Below are 24,486 nucleotides of genomic sequence, written 5' to 3'. Positions count from 1 at the left end.
ATTGATTAGTCCGAGGTGCTCCAATTTTCTATTTGTTAGAGAATAATTTAGGGTCTTACTGTGTGCAGTCCGCCAGTAGCCCTTACGGGTACTAGCGAATTTATACGCATCCTGATAAGACAAGCCTAACTTCTGTAAGTTAGTAACTTTAGTTTTGAATTTCTTCCATTGTTTCCAAATGTACTGCCTTATTCGCGCCCTCAACCATTGGTCAAGACGCTGAATAAAGCCAGTTAATTTCCCGATAGAATAGTATTGAAGCCACCCTCGCATTTTCTGATGAATCTCCTCAAATATTCTTGTTAGAGATACCCCACGATTACGCTTGGTTACTAACTTCAATGCTTGCTTCACACGCTTTTGCGATTGCTTAGCTGGTCGAGCGTAGGCACCATTCCGGTCTACACCTAGTGAGAAGCCAAGAAACTTCAATCTTAGGGGACTACCAACTTTAGTTTTATCTGGATTAACTTTAACCTTCAACTTTTTCTCAAGAAACTGAGTAATACTTCGCATTACTCGTTCTCCGGCCCGTTGACTTTTAACATAGATGTTACAATCATCCGCATAGCGCACAAAGTGGTGACCACGTCTGGTCAATTCTTTGTCCAACTCATTCAGATAAATATTTGCCAGTAATGGTGACAATGGTCCACCTTGCGGAGTTCCTTTGTCGCTTCTAGCGAATAGCCCATGGTCTAAGACTCCACTCGTTAGAAATTTGCGAATAAGTCTTAATGTCCATGGATCATCAATATATTGTTGGAGGTATTTAATCATTAAATCATGATTGACATTGTCAAAGTAGGCTTTTAGGTCTAGGTCGACTACTCGTCGATAACCCTGATTATATAGATCAACTACCCTTGTGATTGCGTCTTGGGCTCCCCGATGAGGGCGAAAGCCAAAACTATTATCGGAGAAAACACGTTCAAAGATGGGCGTGAGGACCTGGGCCAATGCTTGTTGGACCATTCGGTCTACAACTGTTGGGATCCCAAGTTTTCTTACTCCACCATTGGGTTTCGGAATTTCCACTCGTTTAACTGGTGCCGGCTTGTAACTACCATCACGTAGACTGGTGATTAATTCCGCCTTGTTTTCTCTAAGGTACCGCAGAAGGTCAAAGACAGTCATGCCGTCAATGCCCGCTGCTCCTTTATTTCTCTTAACTCGCAAATAAGCCTGATTAAGGTTATTGCGATCCAAGACTAAGTCTTGGATAGTGACACTCATACCTTTACCTTCACCATAATCGGTACTACGCGCCCTTGTGTACTTTCGGTTTTCCAAACCTATCCTCGACAAGCGGTCAGCTTGTGGTTCTGTTTTCTGCGATTGTCGCACCTGATTACACCTCCGATATAAGTTACAAGTTATTGTCGTTCAGTCCTTCGTCTGATTAATCAGACTACTATGACCTCGGCTGACTTCTGACTTACTCAACGCTACATCACTGCATCACTTGTTTCTGTGGAAATTAAGTTATTCCTCTTGTCGGAAACGTGTAAGCCAGACCTCCCCGGGTAAGAATATTAACTTTCGTACCATGTCACCGTTAGCTTTACTGAAAGTAACTTCGAGTAGTATCGGACTTTAGTTTGATTAGCAACCTTATCCAGTTACTTTCAGCCTTATAGCTACTTCTTGTTCATAGGTGCAGTACTTTGCCTTAGACTTCCTTCAGATTCCACCTCGCAGTGGACACCCTTGTCCTTAGCTCATGGTTCCGACTACTACGGCCCATGGCGGTAAGCAGTCGTTATTGATACGTATTGACAAAAAAGGCGCCCAAGGCTGAATCATTCTGATTTAGTCTTGGGTGCCTTCCACTTTATTCATGACAGTTTTCTTGAACTTGTTTTGCCCATGGTAAATAAGCCTCAAGTCCTTCGTTCTTGCGGTTGGGTAGATGATCAAACAAGTACTCAAAATACTTATAAAGATTCAAATGATTTAATTTTGCAGTGGCAGTTAAGCTGTAGAAAACCGCGCTCGCTTGCGCACCGCCAATACTTTTAGCGAATAAGCTATTTTTACGAATCAAGGTTGAAGGCCTGATCGTTTGTTCCACCGGATTATTAGTTAACGGAACTTGCCCATTTTCAAAGATTCGGTATACTCGCTCTTTAAGTTTCAAGGCATTATTAATAGCTGCTTTTAATTTTCCCTGGGGGAAATTAATCGCTTCAAGATAACAGTACAGTTGATCTACTAAGGGCTTAACTAACAACCTTCGTTGTTGAAGCTTTTCAAGTTGATTGTGATACTTTAACCGATTCTCGTAATAAAAAATCGGCCGCATCAATTTTAATACTTGATATGCTTTGGAATGTTTTAGTTGATCCTTTTTTAGTAGACGTGTTATCCGGTAGAATTCACGCCGAATGTGGACCAGACACGAGCCAAACTTTGCTCTAGGATATAGTCGATTACTATAACCACAATAACCATCACACATAATAATCCCGCCGTAATCATGCCCTATAAGTTTGCCGATTATCTTGCCTGAACGAGTATTAAAATAGTGAAACATCGCAATTTGGTGCTTACTAAATTCTTTCGTAGTTCTAGTTACCCAGAAATAGCTAGTTTCATTACGCTCGTCAATTACCTTAAATGGTGTTTCATCCATATGAACAACCGGTTCTTGTTTAGTTAAGTTAAGCAAATGTTGATATAGGGGTTCTAAATAGGTTTGACTTACCTTGATAATATTGGTTGCTAATTGACGTCCTTTTACTGGCAAACCTAAGGCTTGCCAGAGCTTTATTTGACGATGAAATGGTAATGCTAAGTTAAACTTGTATTCCGCTACTTTAGCTAAAATTGAACCGGAAAAATAACTATGAGGTAAGAGACTCTGTGGCATCTTACTACTAAAAATTTTGTCGCCACCTTGATGGCAACACTTATTGCAACGATAACTTTCCTGATAGTAATTTACACATAAAAGCTCTGCTGGCTTTAGCTTGGGTTCACGACTATACAGGTGTTTCCCAATTAGGTTCATTTCTTGGTGACAATCTGGACAAAGATTACTTTCGAGATGAATAACATGATTAACTTGAGGTAAAGTATTCAAAAAAGTAGTCCGCTGACCGCTTGCCTTGGGTTTGCGGTGACGCACTACTTTTCTTGGTGTCTGTTCAATCACTTCCGTGATTGATACGTCATTATCCTGGAGTTGTTCCAAGTCTTGGTCACTAAAAAGTGACTGTTGACCCTCAACTACTTTATCGATAACTTCAGTTTTTTTCCCAAACATTTGGTTTTGTTGAAGTTTAATGATTGCCGTTAGCTTATTAACCTGTTCCCTTAAAGCCTTAACTTGTTGCTTAAGCTCACGATTTTCTTCAGCTAAATCTTTATTCATTGTGCGTCACCTCCTTTGATGCCTTTGATATTATATCAAAGAACCATCATTTTAAAAAGGAGTGATTTAATAAAAACTACCAGGTTTAGCAGGTTTGATTTGCTTTACCGGAAGCGGATCAAGGCCTGCTAGTAGCCATTTAATTTGTTTATTGGATAATTGCTTTGCCTCCTGACTATACCTAGGCCACTTAAGTCGGCCATTTTCAAAGCGTTTGTATAAAAGAATGAATCCTTCACCATCCCAAAATAGTCCTTTGAATCGATCGTTCCTACTTCCACAAAAGAGGAAAAGTGAATTATTGTAAAGCTCTAAGCCATAGTTCTCGGCAATTACCATTGCCAAACCATCAATCCCCTTTCTTAAATCTGTTTTACCACATACCAGATAGACATAATCTGGAGCTGTCCAATTAATGAGCATAGCGAATAATTACCTTGGCTATCTCACTTACCAAACTGGGATTAGCTCCACGAAACGCAGTTAGTCTTATATCATTAACCTCCATTCTTACTGCAGGTCGTGAGGCCATATACTTTCCTTTATTAAGCGGGCTCTTATTCTTAAAAACTGGAGCAATAACTTCCGATTTTTCTCCCATTAAAAAATGCCTCCTATACTGGGATAACTTCAGTATAGGAGACAAATGTGGTAATTCATAGACGTGTTGTTATTGACTGCTTACTGTCAAATTTCATTATGATCTCCAATCAATTAGATATTTCCTATCAATAAAAGTCCTTTATTAAACGTATGTTCAATATTATGCCTATGCCGTATAGAAAGCTAGCTACACACTATTCTTCAATCTCACTCATAAACTGCTTTAACGCTCTCTACCAATCCATAATCTCAAACCCAAGCGTTCTTTGCATTCTTCAAGCTCATAATCAAATGGCTGGTTATTATCAATATGTCATTCAGCTAAATTGCTTATTTGCAACTATCAATTTACCATGATCCTTGGCAAGTCGTAACATAGTGTAAACAAAGTTCTTACTATACTTACCAAAGACCCAAGAAATGCGGATAATGTAGTAATCATCAAGAATTGTCTTAACCGCTTCTTCGCCTGCTAACTTGGCCTTACCGTATTCATTCTTTGGGTTGACCGGAGTATCAACCTCATATTCACCTTCATTAGTGCCATCAAAAACATAGTCCATACTAATGTATACCAGCTTAGCACCAACTTTTTTAGCAGCTTCGGCATTATCAACGGCAGTATAAACTGCACAATGGTAAATAACAGTAGGGTTCGATGAATCGATTCTTTCATTTACCATTGCCTTATCAGTAATATCCATCTACTTAAAATTAACAGATATCTCAATACCCCTTTTCTGTCATACATTCATATTAATAATCAAAGCCAGATTTAAGCCATTGAATTAACCTATTATATGAATCCACTAAATCATAAGAAGGTTTCCAACCTATGTTCATAAGTTTCTGACCACTAAGACTCATATGAACTTCTGGTGCATACCCCATATTTTCCTTAGGAATATCAATAATAACTTTTTGTTTGTCAGAGCCAAAATTATTTACTACTAAGTTAGCCATTTGTCTTATTGACATATGGTTTTGTTCGTTAACGATATTATAAGCTTGGCCTTTATCACCATTCAATAATAAGAATAGAATTGCATAAATAGCATCTGAAATATAAACATAGTTTCCTTCTGAATGACCCTCAGTATGTAAAACGATATTTTCTTCATTAATAATGCTTCTAGCAAACTGAGCAAACACTCTATTTTCTCCTGGCAAAACTCCTGCTCCAAAAGTTTGAGCCAATCTTGCAACTTTTACATTTAGGTTATATTGAGTAGCATATGCTGTACATAATGATTCGCATAATCGTTTGCTCTCTGGATATCCAGATCTTGGATTAGTTAAATCGATATAACCAAGCTTATCCTCAGTAGTTTTTTCAGAATCATCCGGTTGCCCATATACTTCCATAGATGAAAGGTATACTACCGAGTATACATTTTTTTCAGTTGCTAGTTTTAAAATCTTTTCGGTTCCATTAACCGCAGTTTCTAATGACTCTACTGGCGATTCAATTAGCAACTTGGAATTAGTTACAGCTGCAGCATGAATTATGTAATCAATATCACTATCAATTTTAATTAGATCTTTCCCTAAATCTGCAATTACATAATCTAAATTTCTTTGTGAATAATTTGCAAAAATTTTATCAGCTTTTCTTTTATTACGAACTAATGCGATAACTCTAACGTTTAAATTAACTTTTTTATTACAATATAAGAAGAACCTAGTTAGCATTGAGCCAACTAAACCAGTTGCCCCAGTTATTAAAATTGTCTTTCTTCGGAATATATCTATATTAGGAAATTCTTTTAAAATGTTGTTATAATCTTCAAGTAAAATATTATTCAATTTATACGTCCCCATTTCTTAATAAAAAAGGACTGAAGCTCATTCAATCCTACTCATCCAATCCATAAATTTGTGCATTTTCTTTTGCATCAAGCAATGCTCGCATTGTATAAAAATCATCAGGTGTTGTAATTTTAATGTTTTCCTGTGGTCCCTGTACCAAATATAACTTTTTGCCATAATACGTCATCATCGAACATGAATCAATAAAGTCAAGTTTCTTTTCCTTAACTGCTTTTTCATGAGCAGATAAAATATCATTTAAATAAAAGCTTTGAGGAGCTCTAGCTAATCGTGACTTAGACCTATCATTGACAGACTTAATTGCCTCATGATCATCAACAACTATAATAGTTTCCTTAGCCTTTACACTAGTTATAGCCGACCCATGCTCTTTAACACTTTTAATATTGTCATGAATTGTTTTTGAAGTAATTAACGGCCTTACTCCATCATGAATTAAAACAATATCACTTTTACGATCACCAATTAACTCGGCCGCTTTTAGACCATTATAAATTGATTCCTGCCCTGATTTTCCACCAGGAACTATCTTTTGAACTTTTTTCAGATTAAATTTAGAAACTAATTTGTTTAAATATCCAATATAATCACTTAAACATGATACAACAATAGCATCAACTTCTGAATTATCTTCAAACAGTTCAAGCGTATGAATTATTATTGGTTTGTCATGAAGCTTCAAAAATTGTTTTGGAATATCCTTCGAGTGCATTCGTTTTCCGACTCCACCGGCAAAAATAACTGCAATATTCAAGAAATCACCTTACCTATCTAAATAAATATATTATTAATATCAAAAACTCATACATAACTTTCTGTATTTACTAAAATCAAGTACAAACGATCCTACACCTTTTACAGATTTAGTTCTCTTTATAAGAGATAAAGATATGTGAATACAATACTTCATACAATCTACATTTGACATAGTCCATGGCTTTGCTTTTCCAACATAATGAATTACCTTTATAGGTAACTTAACTAGTTTCCTACTTAGATAAAATCCTTCATACGAAGCAAAAGTATTATACTCTTCACCAAGGTGTAAAGAAGGGCATTTACACCAGTTAGGATATGCTATATGCAATACATCTTGATCTCCAATATTATTTAATTTTTTTGACTCTATCAAGTTATTCATTAAATTGAATAGCCTTTTATCTTCTCCTTCTTTAGGTACTATAACCATAATACCAGAATTCAAATTTATCCAATTTGAATTTCCAGGAAACTTTCTTCCAGCACTAACAGCCGTTAAATTATCTTTTTCAAATAATTCATCTATATTCTGTTTAACAAACATATCCGAATCAAGAAATACTATTTTATCAAATTTAATCATTCCAAAAACAAATAATTTGCTGAATGTATTCTTCCAATACGATAGGTTATCATTATTAGTAATTTCTACATTAACATCAGGGATTTTCATGTGTTTTATATTATAATTATCCAAAATTCCAATTACATTATTATCTATATTATCAGTTGTTAATACAGTTAAAGGATATTTAGAGTCATTCTTTTTCAGCATATAATTTAGTGCTAAAGTTCCCTTTAAATAATTACTTGAATTTAATAATGTTAAATATGTATAATTCTCTTTATGTTTCATAAAATTCCTTTCTAATTCGAAACAAGTTCACTTTACCATATCTAACCTTTACCAAAACAAACATCTGATCAATATTCATTATTATCATAATACGCATGGTACTAGTGAAACTTTTCTAAGCAATATTCAATATTAGATGCTAGAATTGCTACTTCTAATCGTTCTTGAAAGCCTGCCAAACTTCGAGCGCGATTATTTTCGGCATTATAGTATTTAAATAACGAAAAATCTGTTTAATTGTTTGACAAATTGCTTTTAGTATTCAGAAGTTACACTCTTTAGCTCTAGCCATGTTTTAACGAAATGGCGTCCAAAGCTCATAGCCATTATTTTTAGTGCCATATGAAGTTGACGGCTAACATAGATAACGTCTACTAATAAAAAGTACTCAAGTGGCAGTGTATTTAAGATTAATCCTTCAGCAACTTCTATCATGAACGAAAACCTTAGTAACAATGTAATTAACCAAATCCCCATCGCTATTAACAATCATGTAAACTTTGAATCCATAATAATATTGTCTTTTCTTAGCGTTATATTCAATATTGGTACTACCCTGAAAGATCCTAGCTCAATGGTACGAATAGGATGATAAACTGGCACTGGAATGCTATCAATAATCAGAAATTGTCCATATAAATCAACTTCTTGATTTTGCTTTTATCTAATTAAACTAAGCAACGGTAGTAGTTGACAAGTGCGCCGGTTAAAACACGGCCGAAGAATGGAACCAAAAATCATACAAAAGCGTCGTTAAGACTCGATTTCCAACTGAGCTTGACAAATTATGAGAGCAATTAGAGTACTATCACCAACTTTAACTTGATTGATATTTGGTCGCCGAGAGAGCTTCTTTGGTGAATAAAGCTTATACCAACGATGGCAAGAACGTTTTAGTTAGGCAAAATTGACTTGTAAATGATGACAATAGTGGTTAGGCTTAAGAAGGTTCAATATGATTAGACTTTAAGTTTGATTACTTAATGTCTCATTATGTTGGGCTTTTTTGTAAAATCAAACACATTAGTTAAGTACTAGCATCACGCATATCATAATATTTATTATTTTAAGTTTATCCTAATTTTATTGCTTTATATCTAATATTATCAAAATAACAAATTAACCATGGTAGGAACAATGCCAATAATACTTTTAATTTTAGTCTAATTGATCCATTCATTATAATAAAAGTTAGATTATCCATTAATATTTTTTGACAAATACTTTTTTCTTTGCCTCTATAATCATTCAATAACGCTTTTCTATAGCAATTAAGTGTTAATACTATTAACTTTAACTTAACCAACTTTATTATATTATTAAATTTCACTTTACTTACTAGTGATAAAATTTGCTCATATGCCTTAATGACATTGAATGATCTTACAACATCATCATTTTTTATACTAAACAATGAACTCAAACTATTTCTACTATCTGTATAAAAATATTTTGATAAACCTGTTAAAAGAAATGTTCCATGACAACTGAGAGCATATGTAATACAGAATAAAGTATCTTCACCTAAAAATATATCATTTTTAAAATGAATTTTTTGATTTCTTATAATCTGCATATCAAATACTTTTCCCCATACACTACTATTAATTTTATCAGTAACTAAATCCTCAATAAACTCTTCATTAGTTTTATAAACTTTAGAAACACTATTTTTACCGTGTTGCTCACACATGCTTAATGAAACTCCCTTATGAAGCACGCGTAATAAGGCTTTGGTATAATCCGGATCTACATAATCATCTGAATCTACGAAAGTTACCCACCTAGTAATTACATTTTTTAAACCAATATTTCTTGCTTTTGAAGGCCCAACATGCGATGTCGTTATTAATGTTACGTTATTATTACAATGTTTTTTTATTATATCTACAGTTCTATCCACAGAACCGTCATCAACAAAGATTAATTGTGCTGGCTCTTCCTGTACTAATAAGCTTTTAATACAACGTTCTATCGTTAATTCAGAATTATAAGTAGGTATAATGATTGTTAATTTCAGATTACTTTTGTTGTTCATTTATTACTTACAACTCCTTATATTCTATAAAAATTCAGAATCTTCTTTTTACATAGTCAAAAAATAATTTAATGTCATCATCATTAAATATTAAAAGAATAACAATATATCCTATTAATGAAAGTACTATTGATACTATTATACAAAGGATAATATGTGTATATAGAAGTGATTGGCAAACATAACAAATTAATATTATAAAAATACACTCACTTAATATCACAATTAATTTTGATTTAACTACATTCATTATTGAACTTTTTATCAAAATATCTTTAGAATATAAACCATTTAATACCATACTTGTAAATTCAGAAATTACAGTACTTAAAGCTGTTGCATTAAAAGAAAACTTAGGAATTAATATAAAATTAAGAATTATATTCAACAAAGCTGTAATAATCGTACTTCTTAACACAAATTTTTCTCTTTTTGACGGTATTAGAATACAATCTGAAAATAACCAACTAAAAGTTGAAAATATAATTGCAAATGAAATAACTCTAAGAGCTACAACACCAGGCAAGTACTTCGCACTACCTAATATAATGATTATTTCTTTAGCAAGCATCATTAATCCAAAAGATGCTGGAACAGCTAACATTAAAAATAACTTTATTACATTACCCAACAAACTATAATATTTATCCATTAATTTTTTACCATATAACATTGCTAATCTAGGAATCATTACCGTTAGCATTGCAGTTAAGAGTCCTTCGGCCATTGTATATATTTTTACTGTTATACTATATATGCCAACGTCATAGTCCCCCTTTAACAGACCTAATATAGTATTATCAGAGGAAACATAAATAGTAACCGATACTGCCGAAGCGAATATAATCAATATAGGTTTTAAATGATATTTAAAATCTATATGCCTAGTCAAACGTATTTTTACTATTGACTTCGCATGAATAAAATTAAGTATATTTGATCCTACAGTAGAAAATACTGTAATCAAAGCATAAGCAATATAATCTGAAGAATCTTTGATAAATAAAAAGATTAAGATTACAGATATAATCTTAAAAGAGATACTTCTTAAAGTAATATAAGCATAATCTTCGTAAATAACATATAACCATTCAGTTCCAATAGTTGTAAAAATAAGTTGAAGGCTAAATACTAGAATACAATTGGCATAACTTCTTATGTTACTAAATAATATTAAACTAAAAATTAACAAACAATAAGAAAAAACAGTAGAAATAATATTAATAGTGAAAATTTGACTTGAAAATTCTGATAATTTTGATACATTGTCACGATATTTAGCACCCTCTCTAATAGCATAGGTGCTAATTCCAAGCCCAGCTATTAACAAAAAATAACTAATATAAGTATTTGAAAAATTATATATCCCAATACTTCTTACAGAAAGTACTCTGGATACATACGGAAAAGTAATAAGAGGAAAAATTAAATTTAAAGCATTTTTTAAACCATTTAATAATGCATTTAACCCTAATGAATGTTTATTATTCTTTTTTCTATTTACCATACATTCTCTCATCTATAAATATAATAATTAACTAAAAATAAATACTATTAATTTTTTACAAATTTAAACAATTTCTTTGCAAAAAGATAACTTGAAGGAAAATAAAAATACCATTTTTTCATGATCTTTTGTCTACAAGAAATTTCTAAATTTGCTCCCCAAGAATTTGCATAATAATGAATTCCCATAGTATTTCTTCTTATATGCCCACCTCCCCACCAGTGAAGTGGTGCAAAATAGCTAGAAGGTAAAATTAATTGATCACGGTCTAAAATTTGTTTACTATTTTTTGCCTTCAATCCATGTAATCTAAAATAATTAGTAACAATTGTCGGTGACTTTAAGTAATGCTCAGCATTCTTCTCAATAAACTTCATATTTAAATATATTTGGTAAATATTTTTTAAATCCTTATCTTGAGGTTGGGCCCCTATAATAAGTCCTGGAGCAATGATACCAGGTGCTTCCATAGCCCAAACACTAGAATATTTTGCTAGTTTATCTAAAGATGTTAATAATTTGACATCTGTATCTAAGCAAAACCCACCAAACTTATACAATAAACTTATCTTAGCCATATCACTTACAAATGCCCACATCTTTTGATTATACGCTTCTCTGGTAAAATCATAATTTTGCCATTTAAAATTATACTCATTAATTTCTATAATTCTATAATTAGGATTTAATTTTTTCCAACTCTCTATATTTTTCTTTACATTATCTGGCTTAGGTGCTTCCCCAAACCAACAGTAATATATTACATGAGGAATCATTATATATTTCCCTTCTTAATTTAAATATTTGTTATAAATTGGTTAAAGTAAGGAATTACATCGTTATTATTATGAGTAATCATAATAGTTGTTGCAGCAATAAAACAACATATTATACAAACATTAACAATCAACCTTAATGCTTTATTTTCAATTGTTGTTAGAGTCTTTGGATAATAAATAATCATTATAGGAGTTATTAAATATATAACTCTATACGCATTACCCGAAATAAAATAACTACTAATTAACAAAAGAATAACGCATAAATTAGCTAAAATATATGATTTAGCAGCTTGGTTTACTTGTACTCTTGCATAATTTGCAAAAATAATTATTAAAATTAAACTTACGCTATAACTTAATATCATTAAAAACGTCCATCTATAATGAAATAAAGAATAGGAATTATCTAAAAATTTTCCAAAAATGGTATACCTTAATATTAATTTAAATAGTGGTATGGCTAACAATATAAATGGCGAAAATAAAACTAATAGTATAGTATTTATTCTTGTAAAATTAAATTTTCTGAAGATGAAGAGAATTACTAAAAATATATCAAAAATAATAATTGATGGATGAATCAAAAAACTGATTATATTAAACGTAATTCCTATATAAAAATGGTGTTTACTATATAATAAATAAGCTATTAATAATACTCCCATAGCAATAAATTGCCTTACCATATTCATACTTACAAAGAAATCTTCCATTATAAAAAACATGAATAATGATAAATGAGGAACCTGTGATAACAAAACAATTGCTATAAAATAGGTAAATAATATAAAAAATGATGAAAGTATAAAAAAGCCTGAAGCAGTTAATCCAAATTTCGATAAAAAAATAAGTATGTTCTTAAAAAATACAGGTATTCCAATATAACCAATTGGATTTTTAGCCATTAAAACATATGACATATAGTCTGTACCAACATTAATTCTATACGCCGAAATAAAAAAAGGAAAAGCAAATGATAAACACATTAAAAATAAATACGGCAAACTCTTTATGCGCTGCAAATTAATAATGTCGCCTTTCTCATTAATATGTAGTTTATCAGCACACCACAAGAATAAGGTTGATAACATAATTATTATAAAGTATGTTAGTAGTGATTTTGCAATACTCACTAGTCGTCACTCCTCCGTTTACTATGTAGATAAACTAACCTATATAGTTTGGGACTAAGAAAAAAGAATATAAATTGTATTCTTTTACTTATCGTAAGATTATTATTGAAAAGCATTAAAAAAATATTAACATTACTTTTTTCTTTTACCAATTGCGTGCTTCTTAAATATACACTTTTGTTAACTGAACTCCTATGTAATAAACCAATAGCCTCAATAATAAAGCGCCCATAAGCTGCAAAAATAGACTTTCTATCTTTTAATCTTTTTTTTGCAACCTGTACAATCTCTGCAGCTGCTATAACACCATAAAAAAATTCTTCACCATTATCAGAATGTAAAATACTTCCAGGACGCTGGATATAATGATAACTAGCTTTATTTCCAATAGCAACTTTACCAGAATTAAGAATTAGCTTATAAGTTGTCCCAACATCTTCATTTAACATTCCTACAGGAAAAGGATACTTTAATAACGACTGGCGACTATATAGTTTTCCCCAAGCCATAATCGGAATTGTCTTTCCATAACATAAATATTGAAATGCCTTCTTAGATGAACACGTAATTTCTATGGGCGAAACAACAGTATTGTTTACGGAACCGTTAATTGACTCAGTAATATATCCTGAAATCGTTAAATCACTATCATACTTTCTTTTTAATTTTACTAAATATTCTACGTAATCTGGATCAACATAATCATCGCTATCAATGAAAATTATATTTTCATATTTTGCTTTTTTTACACCAAAATTCCGTGCATCTGATAATCCACCATTTTTTTTGTGATACACTTCTATAATATTAGACCTCTGCGCAAAAGTATCACAAAGTTCTCCACTGCCATCTGTAGATCCATCATCGATTAAAATTATCTCAAATTTATTATACGTTTGCTTCACTAAGGAGGTAACGCATTTTTTTAAATACTTTTTTACATTATAGACAGGTATAATTACCGATACTGTAATATCATTAATCATCCTTTTCTCCTTTAAAATATAAAATGTAATCATGATGAGGAATCCTCTTTTCTTTTGGAGGCAATGTATTCCAATTTCCATAATCATGTTCTAGCATTTTCTTATAATTTGTTATTACAGACATATCATAACCTTCAAACTTCAATGAAGTATAGGACTCAAACCATTTTTTAGGAAAATAATTTTTATTCTTATAGTCATGCCAAGTGCCGTCTACCAAATAATCTGAATGATTATTATCTACATATTTTACTGCTAGTTCCCATAATGCATTTCTTATTTCCCGATAATCAAAAATTTTTGACTCAATTTTTGATATACCATTTCTAATTTTTGATCTATTTTTTCCATCAATACCTGCAAGCATAATTTTAAGAAACCGTGCTTTTTTATTATATAAATACCATTTTTTCTTATTTAATGGCAGAGGGGTCATAGGAAAAATATCAATAAATGCACTACCTTGATCATTTGTCTTTAAATATTTTGCCTTTGTAAAAGAATCTTCCAGTTTAGAAAAGGGATAATAATAATGTTCACCAAATTTTTCCTCAGTTTGCAATGAATGTAATTGATATCGATTTTCTAGAGGAACATTATCCATTAATTCTAATAATTTCTTATAATCATTTATTGGCATTTCAATATCGATATCGTCATCCCATGGTATAAAGCCATGGTGCCTAGCTGCCCCGAGTAAAGTTCCATAAGCTAAAGTATAATGTAAATTATTTTTTTTACAAAATTCATCAAAATAGATTAAAATATCTAATATAATTTTTTTTGCTTGCAACGCATCTATCTCTTTCATATCTTTCCTCTTCCTACTTTTTTCGACACTATAACCTATTTTTATTTTTTACTTGATGATCACTAGAGGGTATAGAAATTGTAAAATTAATATCTCCTGCATTTTTAATTATTAAGGCACTTGTTTTTTGATTATTACTCAATAAAAAAGTTTATTAAAAATCCTGTGTTTTAATTTTGTCAATATAACACTATTTAATTTATAGATACACCTAACTTAATATACAAATTAAATATTTTGATGCTAATTCAAAAATTTATTAAAAATCTACTAAATAATACTATTATTTTTGTCTTTTTCTAAGAAAAAGTGAATATACTAACCTTCTAATATTAACAGGTAAAATAATATTTCCTGTCATTAATACATCAGATAAAACAAGAGACTTGATATTACCAATACCCATTTTATACCATTTCCATTTCATCAAAATATATTGACAAAGATATTTTACTCCCCCTCTTCTTTTATACATTTGCTTATTTACACGCATATTTACCAGATTGTATGGTAAATTAATTATCTCTAAATTGTTAACTAAAAATCTTATGCAAAGGTCATAATCTTCCAACACATTGAGCATAGGGTATCCTCCAATTAAATCCAATGCTTTTTTATTAAACATTAAAGTTGGATTATTAATTGGACTTCGATATCTAGCAAATTTTTCTATTTCCTTAAAACTAAGTGGAACTTCTCTTTTACCTGTTATATTTTGAGGCATATCTTGGAATTCTGTAATTTGTCCACCTATCATTTTTATATTATGGTTCTTTTCAAGAGCTTCTAATTGAAGCTTGAAACGGTTCTTATAACATATATCATCGGAGTCTACCCTTGCGACCCAATCAGTTGAGATATATTTCAAACCCAAACGTGACGCAAGTCCCCTCCCACGATTCACATTACTTTTAATTATCTTAAATTTATTTTTAAATTGTCTTTTATGAATTTCTATAACCCTTTCAAGTTCATCTGTAAGAGGACCATCCTCTACGAGTACAATCTCTTGGGGAAGTAATGTTTGCTCTTCTATACTACTTAAAGACTGGTTTAAATACTCTGGCTTTTCCATTTTATATACAGTCATTAATACCGAAAATTTATTATCCATATATTTCACTTACTTCTGCCTTCATGTACTCCTTTACTCCGTACAACATCTAATACAGTTTTAAAAAGAATAGAAAGATCTAATAATAAACTCATATTTAACGCATATTTACCATCATAAGCAGCTTTATTCTCATCTGTTATTTCATCACGACCATGGACTTGCGCTAGACCTGTTATTCCCGGTAAGATTTTGTTAGCTCCATATTCATCACGTAATTCTAAAACTTTTTTTTCTTTAGAGATTAGAGGACGAGGACCTATAATACTCATATCCCCCTTAAATACATTAAAAAGTTGAGGCAATTCATCTAAACTAGCTTTACGTAAAACTTTTCCTACAGGGGTGATAAATTTTTCTGGATTTTCAAAATTTTGAGTTGCCATCTCATGAGGAGCATCTTGACTCATTGACCGAAACTTTAGAATAGTAAATACTTTATCATTTTTACCGATCCTCTTTTGCCTAAATAAAATTGGTTCTTGAGGAGAGTTAATTTTTATAATCAAAGCAATAACCATCATTGGAATAGCCAACATAACTATTCCTATTCCACTAAAAAAAATGTCGAATCCCCTTTTATAAAAATCGCGATACCAACTAAATTGTTTTATTTGTGGATAATTCATATTTTGATGATGTTCTCTGACTTTTAATTTTTCATCCATAACGACTAATTTTTCCCCCCCCATTTATCTTCTAACATTTACTATTCTGTATTTTCTCTGTAACCATAGCCATAGCCGTAGCCGTAACCATAACCATACGCTGCATCACCGTCAGCGTTGACATCATTCATCACGTATCCCAGTAAATTAGCATGTGCCAGCTTTAATAACTCAACTGTTCGTTTAACAGCTAACTTTTGTGTCTGTTCTTGCTTTACTACTAAAACTACTGCATCAAGATGCCGTGACAAAATTTGCGTATCGGTAACCTCTAGCATTGGCGGTACATCGACAATTACCATGTCATAAATCGACTTAACAGTGTCTAGTAATGTCCGCATTCGTTGAGAATTTAATAATTCCGCTGGGTTTGGTGGAATTGGTCCAGAAGTTAAGATATCTAAATTCTCAACCCCACTTGATTGGATAATCTCCCGCAAGTCAACGGAATTATTCCCACTAGTTAAAATTGTGGTTAACCCCCGCTGATTACTCTTACTGAATGTCGCATGTAATGTTGGTCGCCGTAAATCAGAATCAATCAGTAATACCCTTTGACCAGTTTGTGCCCACACTACTGCAACATTATCAGTAACCGTTGACTTACCTTCAGAAACATTTGCTGAAGTTAACGCTAACGTCTTAATTGGCTTATCAATTGCCATGAAGTTAATATTCGTCCGAATCGTTCGGAACTGTTCCGAAATCGGGCTCTTGGGGTGAGCAACAGTAATCAACTTGGCTCCATTATCCATTGTATCAGTCGATTGTTTTTGTGTTCGATGAAATAATGACATATCTATTACTCTCCTCCCTTATACCCGGCGACTGCCAGATTCACGGCGCCGATTTTCTTGCTGATTAACTTTAAAGTTATTGCTCATGTTAATGTGGTTGACTTGCCCAAGATTGGTTAACCCTAATTCATTCGTCAAGTAATCATCATCATGGATACTGGTATCCATTAAGTCACCAAGCACGATGTACAAGAAACTTAGAATTAATCCAAGAACTGCGCCCGCTAACGCAAATAACTTCTTGTTCGGAAATGACGGCGAGTCAGGAGTACTTGCCCGGGAAACGATTGTCACGTTATTAACACTCATAATCTTCTTGATTTGTCCTTTGAAGACATTGGCTACCGTATTGGCAACGGCAGCTGACTTTTCCGGACTATCAGTCTTTACCTCTAATGAAAAGACCTGAGAATTTTGCTGGGTAGCAACATTGATAGCCTTCTTTAATTCTGCCGTCGACATATCATAGCTCTTACCACCCCGTTCAATCACGGCTGGTTGGGCTTCTTTAATCAAACGACGAGTACCATCGGCATTCCGCCGATATTCAGCCTTTTGAGCCGGTTTGATTACCTTAACCGGATTCTTTAGCTGTTTACTTGCCTTTCCCAGAATAACCTGGTTAGTAATAATATCCTTATAAGTATTGATCATTTGGATATCTGCTTGTTGGTTATTATAAGCTTGCCCATTATTATCATTAGTATGCTTCTGGTTAACCAGAATTTCTGTAGTGGCGGTATATTTAGGTACCACCACAAATTGGGCAACGACAAAACCTAAAATCCCGGCTAATAGGGTCCAGACGATAAGCATCTTAATATGTTTGCGACAAAGCATCATTAAGCGATGCAAGTCAATCGTATTATTTGCTGTTTGTTGTGAACTATTCACGACTTCTACTCCTCAATATTTAGTTTTTTAAGCTATTTTGTAACACGTCAGTAATTCGTTGTTGCTCACTAGTTGGCACAACTTCAAAGGCTTGACCACCTTCATTTTGACTCCGCCCCTGAGCATGGTCTTGGACAATATGTTCATTTGTATCACGATAACCTTGTGCTAACTTAACCATATCATTAAAGGTTAAGTCTGTCTGGGAACTATCGGAAACTGATCGTAAGAATGATTTGTTAAGAACCGTCTTATATGATACGGACTTCTTTAATAAGGCCATAATTACTAACCGTTGACGTAACTGCCGACCGTAATCACCATTCGGGTCTTCGTGTCGCATCCGGCTAAAAGCCAATGCTTTTTTTCCATTCATATGGTAGGTTTCACCTTTTTCAAAGCTATAACCTTCATAATCAAAGGTCAATGGTGACTTGACATCAACCCCGCCAACTTGGTTAATTGCTTTTTCAAGACCGCCCATGTTAACTAATACATAGTAATCAATCGGAATGTTGAAGTGTTCTTGGATCGTATTGATACTTTCCTTTACCCCCCCGTAAGTATAAGCAGCATTAATCTTTGCTGGTGAATACTGGGGGTAGTCTGGCAAGTTAACCTTCATATCCCGGGGAAGACTAACGATGGTCGTCGTCTTTGTCTTTGGATTCAAGGTCATTACCATAATTGTATCTGTCCGTCCCTTATAATCCCGACCAAGGGCACCAGTATCTGTCCCTAATAAGAGGATTGAGACCGGCTTCTTCTGGTCAAGCACCTTTTGGGCATCCCGGGACTTATTAGCTCCGGCATTGCTATACATATCATCAGTCGTAGACTTCAAATTATGCCATGCCATCCCCGCAAAGAAGAGGGCAATCAATACCAGTACACCAATAACGGACCAAAAGATCTTCCATCCCCGGTGTCGCCGATGATGTCGGTGGTGGTGATGGTGATGCTCATGTTGGTGAATATCTTCATCATTATTGAAGGGTTGATTATTTTCGTCTGACATAAATAAATTCTCCCATATAGTAGTTAGCACTAAATCTTTACACTGTCTAACTAGATAATTTGATAATTACTTAATATATTATTAAGAATGTAATCTTCTTAGTCAAGAATAAATTTCATAACTTTTTCACATTCTTGTCGAAAGATAAATTCTTTAATTAAGAAAAGTGCTGATTTATCAACTCTCACCAACGATTAGTACTAGCCTTTTACCCTCTCCCCGCTATTTTGTTTCATTTTAATTACAATTTCGACATTAGTTGTAACAAACGTTAAAGAGAGTGAGAAAAAACACCCAAAATCGGCTGACAAGCTGATTTTGGGTGTTTGTCTTCGAACCTCCGCAAGGATGGCTACGACGCGCAGCTAGCCTATTGGGGTGGGTCAAATGCTGATTTATCAGCGTTTGAACTGCCAGCCAGCTACTGCGCCTGTTGCATTCTTACTTTGTTAAAGGGCATTTCTGGCCTCTTTACAATGTCATAGTTCTCTCTCAATACAATAACTACGACAAGCTGCTAATCCCCCGTTACAAGTACTTGCCAAGCTTTTCATTGTACTTAATCAACTCGGCCATACTTGCATTTGCTTCTGGTTCGACAATCTGGGCTGAAGCTTTATCTGCGGAATCATCCATTTGCTGACGACCCCAGACGCCCATCGTCACTACCATATTACGGAGGTCATTGCCATCCTCCGTCAATGAATACTTGCCTTCATTATTTTTGACAGGGTTGACAATCCTTAAGTTCTGCAAGGAAGCTAGTTCGTCATTAAGTGCGACAGCTGTTAAATCCGGCAGCAGCTGCTGTAATTCATCAATGCTAAACGGCCGAAAACCAAGCCAATAGATGATCCGCGGTTGCCACTTATCCTCTAAAACATCTAATGTGTAGCCTACACCACACAGATCTTTCTTTTCAGTCATAATAACGCTCCATTCCATTACTTAAAGCTACATCTCTTCCTTTCGATTACTATTATAACAAGCTAATGGACTAATGTTTAATTATTGTGCATTTTTACTTAAAATTACCTCAGAAGCTATTTATCACCCGTTTAATCCGTTCCGCAAATTCAGGACTGATCTCTTCACCAAAGGTTTCTTCGTAAGCTGCATTTACAATGTATAAAATCGTTGCTAGCAATACTTCTTCACTTCGTCGTTGATGTGCCTGAATAACACAATAATCACTCTCATATGGTCGCTCCTGAACATTTCGTGAATTCACTTTTCCGTACTGGTAACGGCAATACTCGTAGATTTGTAATTGAATTTTTGCAACTTGATCGGCCGCTTCAACAATTCGCCGAAATGTCCGGTAACTCGTGTCGACCTGAACATGATAAGTCTCGTTCTTACCCTTTAAAAGCATCTCGACTCTCTTATCATCTACTAACTCAGCTGCATTATCTAAGCAATGAACCATGTAGTAAATAACTTGATCATTCGTTCGCCCACACGTCGGTACTAACCGGTAATGACCAGCAACATATCCCCGGGTCCGGCAGCCAACCAGTTTATAAAGGGCGTGCATTTCGTGACTATGGATCGAATTTTCACGGGCAAAACGAGCTAAGACGTCCCGTAATCGCCGTCGCAAAATGAGCTGTTCCCCGTCAACCGTCAAAATAAAGGTCTGTTCCTGATCATAAGCGGTAACTATTAGCGTATTATCCCACCGCACCTGAAAATTATCCGTTACGCCATCAATCCGCAAGTTCGCTACATCCGTCATATCAATCTTTCTTCTCAAGATCAACACTCCTCCACATAATACAAATTTTAAATTAGTCAGTACCGCCCGTAAAACGATTGACTTTTAACATGAATTATAAGATACTGGCTTATTTCACTCCTGTCAACGTCTTTTTACGCGACTTTTCGACTATTTTATCGTTCGCTAAGATATTCTCTCTACGATAAATTAATGGTACTCAAGAGCTCTTGAGAATATTTCTAAAGGATGTTCTCAAATTATGGATTATAAAAAAATTTCAGCAGGCTTATCTTTCCTGATGACTGATAAGCGGATCACTATTGTCCACGGGGTATTAAAGAGTCTTGGAATTTCGCCGCGCCGTGATGATTACGATGATTTTGTCCAGGAAGCATCGATTATCTTTGCCCAGGCTTATGCCGACTACCTTAGCAATAATGACGGCCACGTCAAAAATGAACGTGACCTAATGTGTTTTGCCTATCAACGAATCCGCTGGCGCTTACTTGATTCCTTGCGACGTCAGCAACTCGAAAGTCTACTCTTCACCTACTCCCTCGATAACGAAGAAACAGATAATGACTATGAGGGCATATTAGCAGATCCCCAGGCAGCTAACCCCTTTACCCACCTCGAAAATAGTGACTTCCTTGGCTATCTCTACCAGCATAGTACTATTAACCAGCAACGCTATTTGGTCGCAAAACTCAATTACCATCTTAGCGACTGTCAGATTGCTAAAGAATACGCCGTTACCCGGGCAGCTGTTTCCTATTGGCGCCGCGGGGTCATTACCCGTGCCCACCAGCTTCGTGCTAAAATGAAGGGAGAGTTTTGAGGTGAAAATGTGGAAAAACATGAGATTGACCGCCAGGCTAACTGGCTGCATATTAAATATGATGGTGAAGATCGCGATGATGAGTGTGTCAATGAGCTTAGTATTTATCAGAACGCTAATGACACTGAACTGCAAATGCTGGTGTCAAATATTGATTTTGATAATATCAGTCATGATAATACTTTTGCTTTAACTAAGGACGATGCTAAAATGCTCGTTGCTTACTTGCAAGATTGGCTTAAGTAAGGGCGCTGCTAGGAAACAATAAGGGACTGGTGAAAACAATGTATGTTTTCACCAGTCCCTTATTTTTATTTATGCTAATTCTTTATCGAGGGCATCCCCCATAAATTTCCAGTAATCCATAATCATCGCAAAATCAATTGGCCCCTGTAATTCGAGGTCGAGCTTGGTAAACTTACGGACTTCATTACCTAATAATACCCGAAAATCAGTTAATTTAATAACTGCATCATGCGGATACTGTGGTAGCAAGCTCAAAACATGGCTACTGAGGTCAGTAATTAAGCCCGCATAGAAGTTTGCAAGGTCAAGACTAGGCATGGCCGCTGGCTCCAGCAGGTCCTCGCGCTCATTATCAAAGACTTCATACCACCTCGTCATTGATGACCAATAAGCTTGGTAAAGTTTCTTACTTTGTTCATCAGCATATTCAAGCTGATAGTTGCTCAGGACTTTCCACTGTTCTAACAAATCAACGTATAGTGACTCATGAGGAAAAGCGACATCTTCGCGACTTTCCTTAATAAATTGTGCTAAATCATCAGTCATTTGAACTGGCGTCTTACTTTCCATTTTGCATTTTCCTTTTTATATTAGTTTGTTAAATGGTGAATAACTAGGGGTAGAGAAGCAAATATCTATTACTTCTTTTGTCGGCCATAAAACTGGGCTGCTGAGATTGCCTGCTGCCACCCCTGATAGAGTTTGTCAGCTTCTTTGCTGTCCATTTGCGGTTCAAATTTGTCGCCAATCCGCGAAAGCTTCCGCAGTTCTGCCTGGTCATCCCAAAAGTCAACGGCTAATCCGGCAAGGAAAGCCGCACCCAAGGCAGTCGTCTCTTCCATGGCCGCACGCTTAATCGGTGTTTGTAAAATGTCTGCTTGGAACTGCATCATAAAATTATTCCGTGAAGCCCCGCCATTAACGGTCAATGCTTGTAACGGTAAGTTAGTATCCTTAATCATTGTATCAACCACGTCCTTGGTCTGGTAAGCAATCGCCTCCAGAGTAGCACGGATGATATGTCCACGATTAGTACCACGGGTGAGGCCAAACATTGCTCCCCGGACCTCTTGATCCCAGTAAGGGGCACCCAAGCCGGTAAAGGCCGGTACCACGTAAACTCCGCCGGTCGTTTGTGCATCGACCGCCATTTGTTCAGATTCGCTCGCCTTATCAAACATTTTAAGGCCATCCCGGAGCCATTGAACAGCTGAGCCAGCAACAAAAATACTACCTTCTAAGGCATAATGAATCTGGCCATTAAGACCATAGGCAATCGTCGTCAGCAGGCCATTATTTGATAGGGTTGGCTTGCGACCCGTGTTCATTACAATAAAGGCCCCCGTCCCATATGTATTTTTGATTGACCCTTTATCATAGGCTGCTTGCCCGAAAAGTGCTGCCTGCTGGTCACCAGCAATCCCCGCAATCGGAATCTGCACCCCGTAAAAGTGGTAATCACCAGTGTAACCATAAATTGCCGAACTCGGCTTAACCTCAGGCAACATTGACCGCGGAATATCGAGTAAGTCCAAGATATCCTGGTCCCATTCAAGCGTGTTGATGTTAAACAGCATTGTCCGGCTGGCATTGGTTACATCGGTCGCATGGACACGGTGACTCGATAGGTTCCATAATAGCCAGGTATCAATCGTCCCAAACATCAAATCGCCATTTTTAGCTTTTTTACGCGCACCCGGCACATGGTCGAGGATCCACTTGATCTTAGTAGCGGCAAAGTAAGAGTCAATCACGAGGCCGGTCTTTTGATGAATCATCTCTTTATAACCGTCCTTAATCAATTGTTCAGCAATATCACTAGTCTGCTTTGATTGCCAAACAATTGCGTTATAAATCGGCTTGCCTGTATGACGGTCCCAGATTACGGTCGTCTCCCGTTGGTTAGTAATCCCGATTGCCGCAATTTTATAGGGCTTAATCTGAGACTTGATCATTACATTAGAGATTACTGACTGAACACTATCCCAAATCTCCAGCGGATCATGTTCGACCCACCCGGGTTTAGGAAAGTATTGAGGAAATTCTTGCTGACTGATTGCCACCTTGGTTCCCTGATGATCAAAGATAATGGCCCGTGAGCTTGTCGTTCCTTGGTCAATCGCCATAATATATTGTTGTTCGTTCAATTTATTTCATCCTTTCGCTGTTAATTGCGAGTAGTCTCTACCTATATTAATAGGAAGAAACTTGATGGATTTTAATGATATAAAAAAGCCATCGTGAAAAGACGCTTACTGCCCTCCCCGATGACTCTCTTGTTGTTACTTGTCGCTGACCATCTTACCAGCTACACTATAGCGGTCTTTGCGCATCTCATTCAACACGATATGCACCCGTTCGGCAGGAACATTGGCATCCTTTGAAATTGCTGCTGTAACATCCTTTACGAGAGCCTTTAACTGCTCATCGGTCCGGCCTTCAATTAAGTCAATATGAACTAATGGCATAATCCGTGCCTCCTTATAAATTCATTTAAAATCTTACCATAA

At 34.9% G+C, this 24,486-nt stretch carries 25 protein-coding genes and 2 pseudogenes; 2 read left to right on the top strand and 25 right to left on the bottom strand.

The genetic code is table 11. The features are described from left to right. The 22 genes and pseudogenes from ltrA to H5S39_RS10495 all read right to left on the bottom strand — a co-directional run. On the bottom strand, positions 1-1,347 hold a 1,347-nt coding region (ltrA, locus tag H5S39_RS10600), incomplete at its 3' end, for a group II intron reverse transcriptase/maturase (protein WP_182595404.1). Positions 1,348-1,834: 487 nt separating this feature from the next. Beyond that, positions 1,835-3,376 (bottom strand): IS66 family transposase, encoded by a 1,542-nt coding sequence (gene tnpC, locus H5S39_RS10595; RefSeq protein ID WP_182595405.1) that lies wholly within the window; start codon positions 3,374-3,376, stop codon positions 1,835-1,837. 66 nt (positions 3,377-3,442) lie between these two features. Continuing rightward, positions 3,443-3,799: an IS66 family insertion sequence element accessory protein TnpB gene (gene tnpB, locus H5S39_RS10590; RefSeq protein WP_182595406.1), complete on the bottom strand. Its 357-nt coding sequence runs from the start codon at positions 3,797-3,799 to the stop codon at positions 3,443-3,445. Next, entirely contained in the window at positions 3,789-3,977 is a 189-nt protein-coding gene (locus H5S39_RS10585; RefSeq protein WP_182595407.1) for a hypothetical protein, read from the bottom strand. The genes tnpB and H5S39_RS10585 overlap by 11 nt, the downstream gene beginning before the upstream one ends. Before the next feature lie 325 nt (positions 3,978-4,302). Beyond that, positions 4,303-4,683 (bottom strand): annotated as a pseudogene (locus H5S39_RS10580) (SDR family oxidoreductase); the annotation flags it as partial. Between the two features lie 52 nt (positions 4,684-4,735). Beyond that, the gene (locus H5S39_RS10575; RefSeq protein WP_220477118.1) at positions 4,736-5,785 is read right to left on the bottom strand and encodes an NAD-dependent epimerase/dehydratase family protein; all 1,050 of its coding nucleotides are present in this window, start codon (positions 5,783-5,785) and stop codon (positions 4,736-4,738) included. A 49-nt stretch (positions 5,786-5,834) separates the two neighbouring features. Further along, positions 5,835-6,563 carry an IspD/TarI family cytidylyltransferase gene (locus H5S39_RS10570; RefSeq protein ID WP_182595410.1) on the bottom strand — a complete coding sequence of 243 codons (729 nt, stop codon included), beginning with the start codon at positions 6,561-6,563 and terminating at the stop codon, positions 5,835-5,837. Positions 6,564-6,602: 39 nt separating this feature from the next. Continuing rightward, positions 6,603-7,424, bottom strand: coding sequence for a glycosyltransferase (locus H5S39_RS10565; protein ID WP_182595411.1), 822 nt, complete (start codon positions 7,422-7,424; stop codon positions 6,603-6,605). Between the two features lie 101 nt (positions 7,425-7,525). Further along, positions 7,526-8,378 (bottom strand): annotated as a pseudogene (locus H5S39_RS10560) (IS982 family transposase). A 118-nt stretch (positions 8,379-8,496) separates the two neighbouring features. Beyond that, positions 8,497-9,462 carry a glycosyltransferase family 2 protein gene (locus tag H5S39_RS10555; protein WP_182595412.1) on the bottom strand — a complete coding sequence of 322 codons (966 nt, stop codon included), beginning with the start codon at positions 9,460-9,462 and terminating at the stop codon, positions 8,497-8,499. A 34-nt stretch (positions 9,463-9,496) separates the two neighbouring features. Continuing rightward, positions 9,497-10,969 (bottom strand): flippase, encoded by a 1,473-nt coding sequence (locus H5S39_RS10550; RefSeq protein ID WP_182595413.1) that lies wholly within the window; start codon positions 10,967-10,969, stop codon positions 9,497-9,499. Positions 10,970-11,016: 47 nt separating this feature from the next. Beyond that, positions 11,017-11,745, bottom strand: coding sequence for a glycosyltransferase family 32 protein (locus tag H5S39_RS10545; protein ID WP_182595414.1), 729 nt, complete (start codon positions 11,743-11,745; stop codon positions 11,017-11,019). A gap of 20 nt (positions 11,746-11,765) precedes the next feature. After that, positions 11,766-12,884, bottom strand: a complete 1,119-nt coding sequence (locus H5S39_RS10540; RefSeq protein ID WP_182595415.1) for an EpsG family protein — start codon at positions 12,882-12,884, stop codon at positions 11,766-11,768. Next, positions 12,884-13,870: a glycosyltransferase family 2 protein gene (locus H5S39_RS10535; RefSeq protein ID WP_182595416.1), complete on the bottom strand. Its 987-nt coding sequence runs from the start codon at positions 13,868-13,870 to the stop codon at positions 12,884-12,886. Before H5S39_RS10535 ends, H5S39_RS10540 begins: the two co-directional genes overlap by 1 nt. Then, positions 13,863-14,681, bottom strand: a complete 819-nt coding sequence (locus H5S39_RS10530; protein ID WP_182595417.1) for a LicD family protein — start codon at positions 14,679-14,681, stop codon at positions 13,863-13,865. The genes H5S39_RS10535 and H5S39_RS10530 overlap by 8 nt, the downstream gene beginning before the upstream one ends. Before the next feature lie 283 nt (positions 14,682-14,964). Beyond that, positions 14,965-15,795: a glycosyltransferase gene (locus H5S39_RS10525; RefSeq protein WP_220477117.1), complete on the bottom strand. Its 831-nt coding sequence runs from the start codon at positions 15,793-15,795 to the stop codon at positions 14,965-14,967. 5 nt (positions 15,796-15,800) lie between these two features. Continuing rightward, positions 15,801-16,463, bottom strand: a complete 663-nt coding sequence (locus H5S39_RS10520; RefSeq protein WP_182595419.1) for a sugar transferase — start codon at positions 16,461-16,463, stop codon at positions 15,801-15,803. Positions 16,464-16,504: 41 nt separating this feature from the next. Further along, positions 16,505-17,260 carry a CpsD/CapB family tyrosine-protein kinase gene (locus H5S39_RS10515; RefSeq protein WP_182595420.1) on the bottom strand — a complete coding sequence of 252 codons (756 nt, stop codon included), beginning with the start codon at positions 17,258-17,260 and terminating at the stop codon, positions 16,505-16,507. Between the two features lie 18 nt (positions 17,261-17,278). Next, positions 17,279-18,154 carry a YveK family protein gene (locus H5S39_RS10510; RefSeq protein WP_182595421.1) on the bottom strand — a complete coding sequence of 292 codons (876 nt, stop codon included), beginning with the start codon at positions 18,152-18,154 and terminating at the stop codon, positions 17,279-17,281. A 19-nt stretch (positions 18,155-18,173) separates the two neighbouring features. Beyond that, on the bottom strand, positions 18,174-19,172 hold the full coding sequence (locus H5S39_RS10505; RefSeq protein ID WP_182595422.1) for an LCP family protein: 999 nt from the start codon (positions 19,170-19,172) through the stop codon (positions 18,174-18,176). Positions 19,173-19,700: 528 nt separating this feature from the next. Beyond that, a complete protein-coding gene (locus H5S39_RS10500) occupies positions 19,701-20,099 on the bottom strand; it encodes a winged helix-turn-helix transcriptional regulator (protein ID WP_182595423.1) in 399 nt (132 codons plus the stop codon). Positions 20,100-20,208: 109 nt separating this feature from the next. Next, complete coding sequence (locus tag H5S39_RS10495) at positions 20,209-20,937, bottom strand: hypothetical protein (protein ID WP_231832832.1); 729 nt, start codon at positions 20,935-20,937, stop codon at positions 20,209-20,211. Between the two features lie 214 nt (positions 20,938-21,151). Between H5S39_RS10495 and H5S39_RS10490 the strand changes: the two genes are divergently transcribed. After that, a complete protein-coding gene (locus tag H5S39_RS10490; RefSeq protein ID WP_182595424.1) occupies positions 21,152-21,730 on the top strand; it encodes an RNA polymerase subunit sigma-24 in 579 nt (192 codons plus the stop codon). A 9-nt stretch (positions 21,731-21,739) separates the two neighbouring features. Continuing rightward, positions 21,740-21,976: a hypothetical protein gene (locus tag H5S39_RS10485; RefSeq protein ID WP_182595425.1), complete on the top strand. Its 237-nt coding sequence runs from the start codon at positions 21,740-21,742 to the stop codon at positions 21,974-21,976. A gap of 69 nt (positions 21,977-22,045) precedes the next feature. Here H5S39_RS10485 and H5S39_RS10480 read toward each other — a convergent pair whose 3' ends face one another. The 3 genes from H5S39_RS10480 to thmT all read right to left on the bottom strand — a co-directional run bounded on the left by H5S39_RS10480 (position 22,046) and on the right by thmT (position 24,444). Continuing rightward, positions 22,046-22,546, bottom strand: a complete 501-nt coding sequence (locus H5S39_RS10480) for a hypothetical protein (protein ID WP_182595426.1) — start codon at positions 22,544-22,546, stop codon at positions 22,046-22,048. A 68-nt stretch (positions 22,547-22,614) separates the two neighbouring features. Continuing rightward, positions 22,615-24,123: a glycerol kinase GlpK gene (glpK, locus tag H5S39_RS10475; protein WP_182595427.1), complete on the bottom strand. Its 1,509-nt coding sequence runs from the start codon at positions 24,121-24,123 to the stop codon at positions 22,615-22,617. 135 nt (positions 24,124-24,258) lie between these two features. Continuing rightward, the gene (gene thmT, locus H5S39_RS10470; RefSeq protein WP_003663508.1) at positions 24,259-24,444 is read right to left on the bottom strand and encodes a 2-hydroxymuconate tautomerase; all 186 of its coding nucleotides are present in this window, start codon (positions 24,442-24,444) and stop codon (positions 24,259-24,261) included. Between the last annotated feature and the right edge of the window lie 42 nt (positions 24,445-24,486).

Origin of the sequence: Limosilactobacillus rudii, from assembly GCF_014145455.1 — a bacterium.
GTDB classification, from domain to species: Bacteria; Bacillota; Bacilli; order Lactobacillales; family Lactobacillaceae; genus Limosilactobacillus; species Limosilactobacillus rudii.
This window is presented reverse-complemented; position numbering and strand designations above follow the sequence as displayed.

Excerpts from the sequence above, each read along its gene's own strand:
- thmT (WP_003663508.1), bottom strand. The coding sequence starts at position 24,444 with ATGCCATTAGTTCATATTGACTTAATTGAAGGCCGGACCGATGAGCAG.
- tnpB (WP_182595406.1), bottom strand. The coding sequence starts at position 3,799 with ATGCTCATTAATTGGACAGCTCCAGATTATGTCTATCTGGTATGTGGT.
- H5S39_RS10565 (WP_182595411.1), bottom strand. The coding sequence starts at position 7,424 with ATGAAACATAAAGAGAATTATACATATTTAACATTATTAAATTCAAGT.
- H5S39_RS10525 (WP_220477117.1), bottom strand. The coding sequence starts at position 15,795 with ATGGATAATAAATTTTCGGTATTAATGACTGTATATAAAATGGAAAAG.
- H5S39_RS10505 (WP_182595422.1), bottom strand. The coding sequence starts at position 19,172 with ATGTCAGACGAAAATAATCAACCCTTCAATAATGATGAAGATATTCAC.
- H5S39_RS10490 (WP_182595424.1), top strand. The coding sequence starts at position 21,152 with ATGGATTATAAAAAAATTTCAGCAGGCTTATCTTTCCTGATGACTGAT.
- H5S39_RS10530 (WP_182595417.1), bottom strand. The coding sequence starts at position 14,681 with ATGAAAGAGATAGATGCGTTGCAAGCAAAAAAAATTATATTAGATATT.
- H5S39_RS10520 (WP_182595419.1), bottom strand. The coding sequence starts at position 16,463 with ATGGATGAAAAATTAAAAGTCAGAGAACATCATCAAAATATGAATTAT.
- H5S39_RS10480 (WP_182595426.1), bottom strand. The coding sequence starts at position 22,546 with ATGGAAAGTAAGACGCCAGTTCAAATGACTGATGATTTAGCACAATTT.
- H5S39_RS10545 (WP_182595414.1), bottom strand. The coding sequence starts at position 11,745 with ATGATTCCTCATGTAATATATTACTGTTGGTTTGGGGAAGCACCTAAG.
- H5S39_RS10500 (WP_182595423.1), bottom strand. The coding sequence starts at position 20,099 with ATGACTGAAAAGAAAGATCTGTGTGGTGTAGGCTACACATTAGATGTT.
- H5S39_RS10550 (WP_182595413.1), bottom strand. The coding sequence starts at position 10,969 with ATGGTAAATAGAAAAAAGAATAATAAACATTCATTAGGGTTAAATGCA.
- tnpC (WP_182595405.1), bottom strand. The coding sequence starts at position 3,376 with ATGAATAAAGATTTAGCTGAAGAAAATCGTGAGCTTAAGCAACAAGTT.
- H5S39_RS10555 (WP_182595412.1), bottom strand. The coding sequence starts at position 9,462 with ATGAACAACAAAAGTAATCTGAAATTAACAATCATTATACCTACTTAT.
- H5S39_RS10535 (WP_182595416.1), bottom strand. The coding sequence starts at position 13,870 with ATGATTAATGATATTACAGTATCGGTAATTATACCTGTCTATAATGTA.
- H5S39_RS10585 (WP_182595407.1), bottom strand. The coding sequence starts at position 3,977 with ATGGGAGAAAAATCGGAAGTTATTGCTCCAGTTTTTAAGAATAAGAGC.
- H5S39_RS10515 (WP_182595420.1), bottom strand. The coding sequence starts at position 17,260 with ATGTCATTATTTCATCGAACACAAAAACAATCGACTGATACAATGGAT.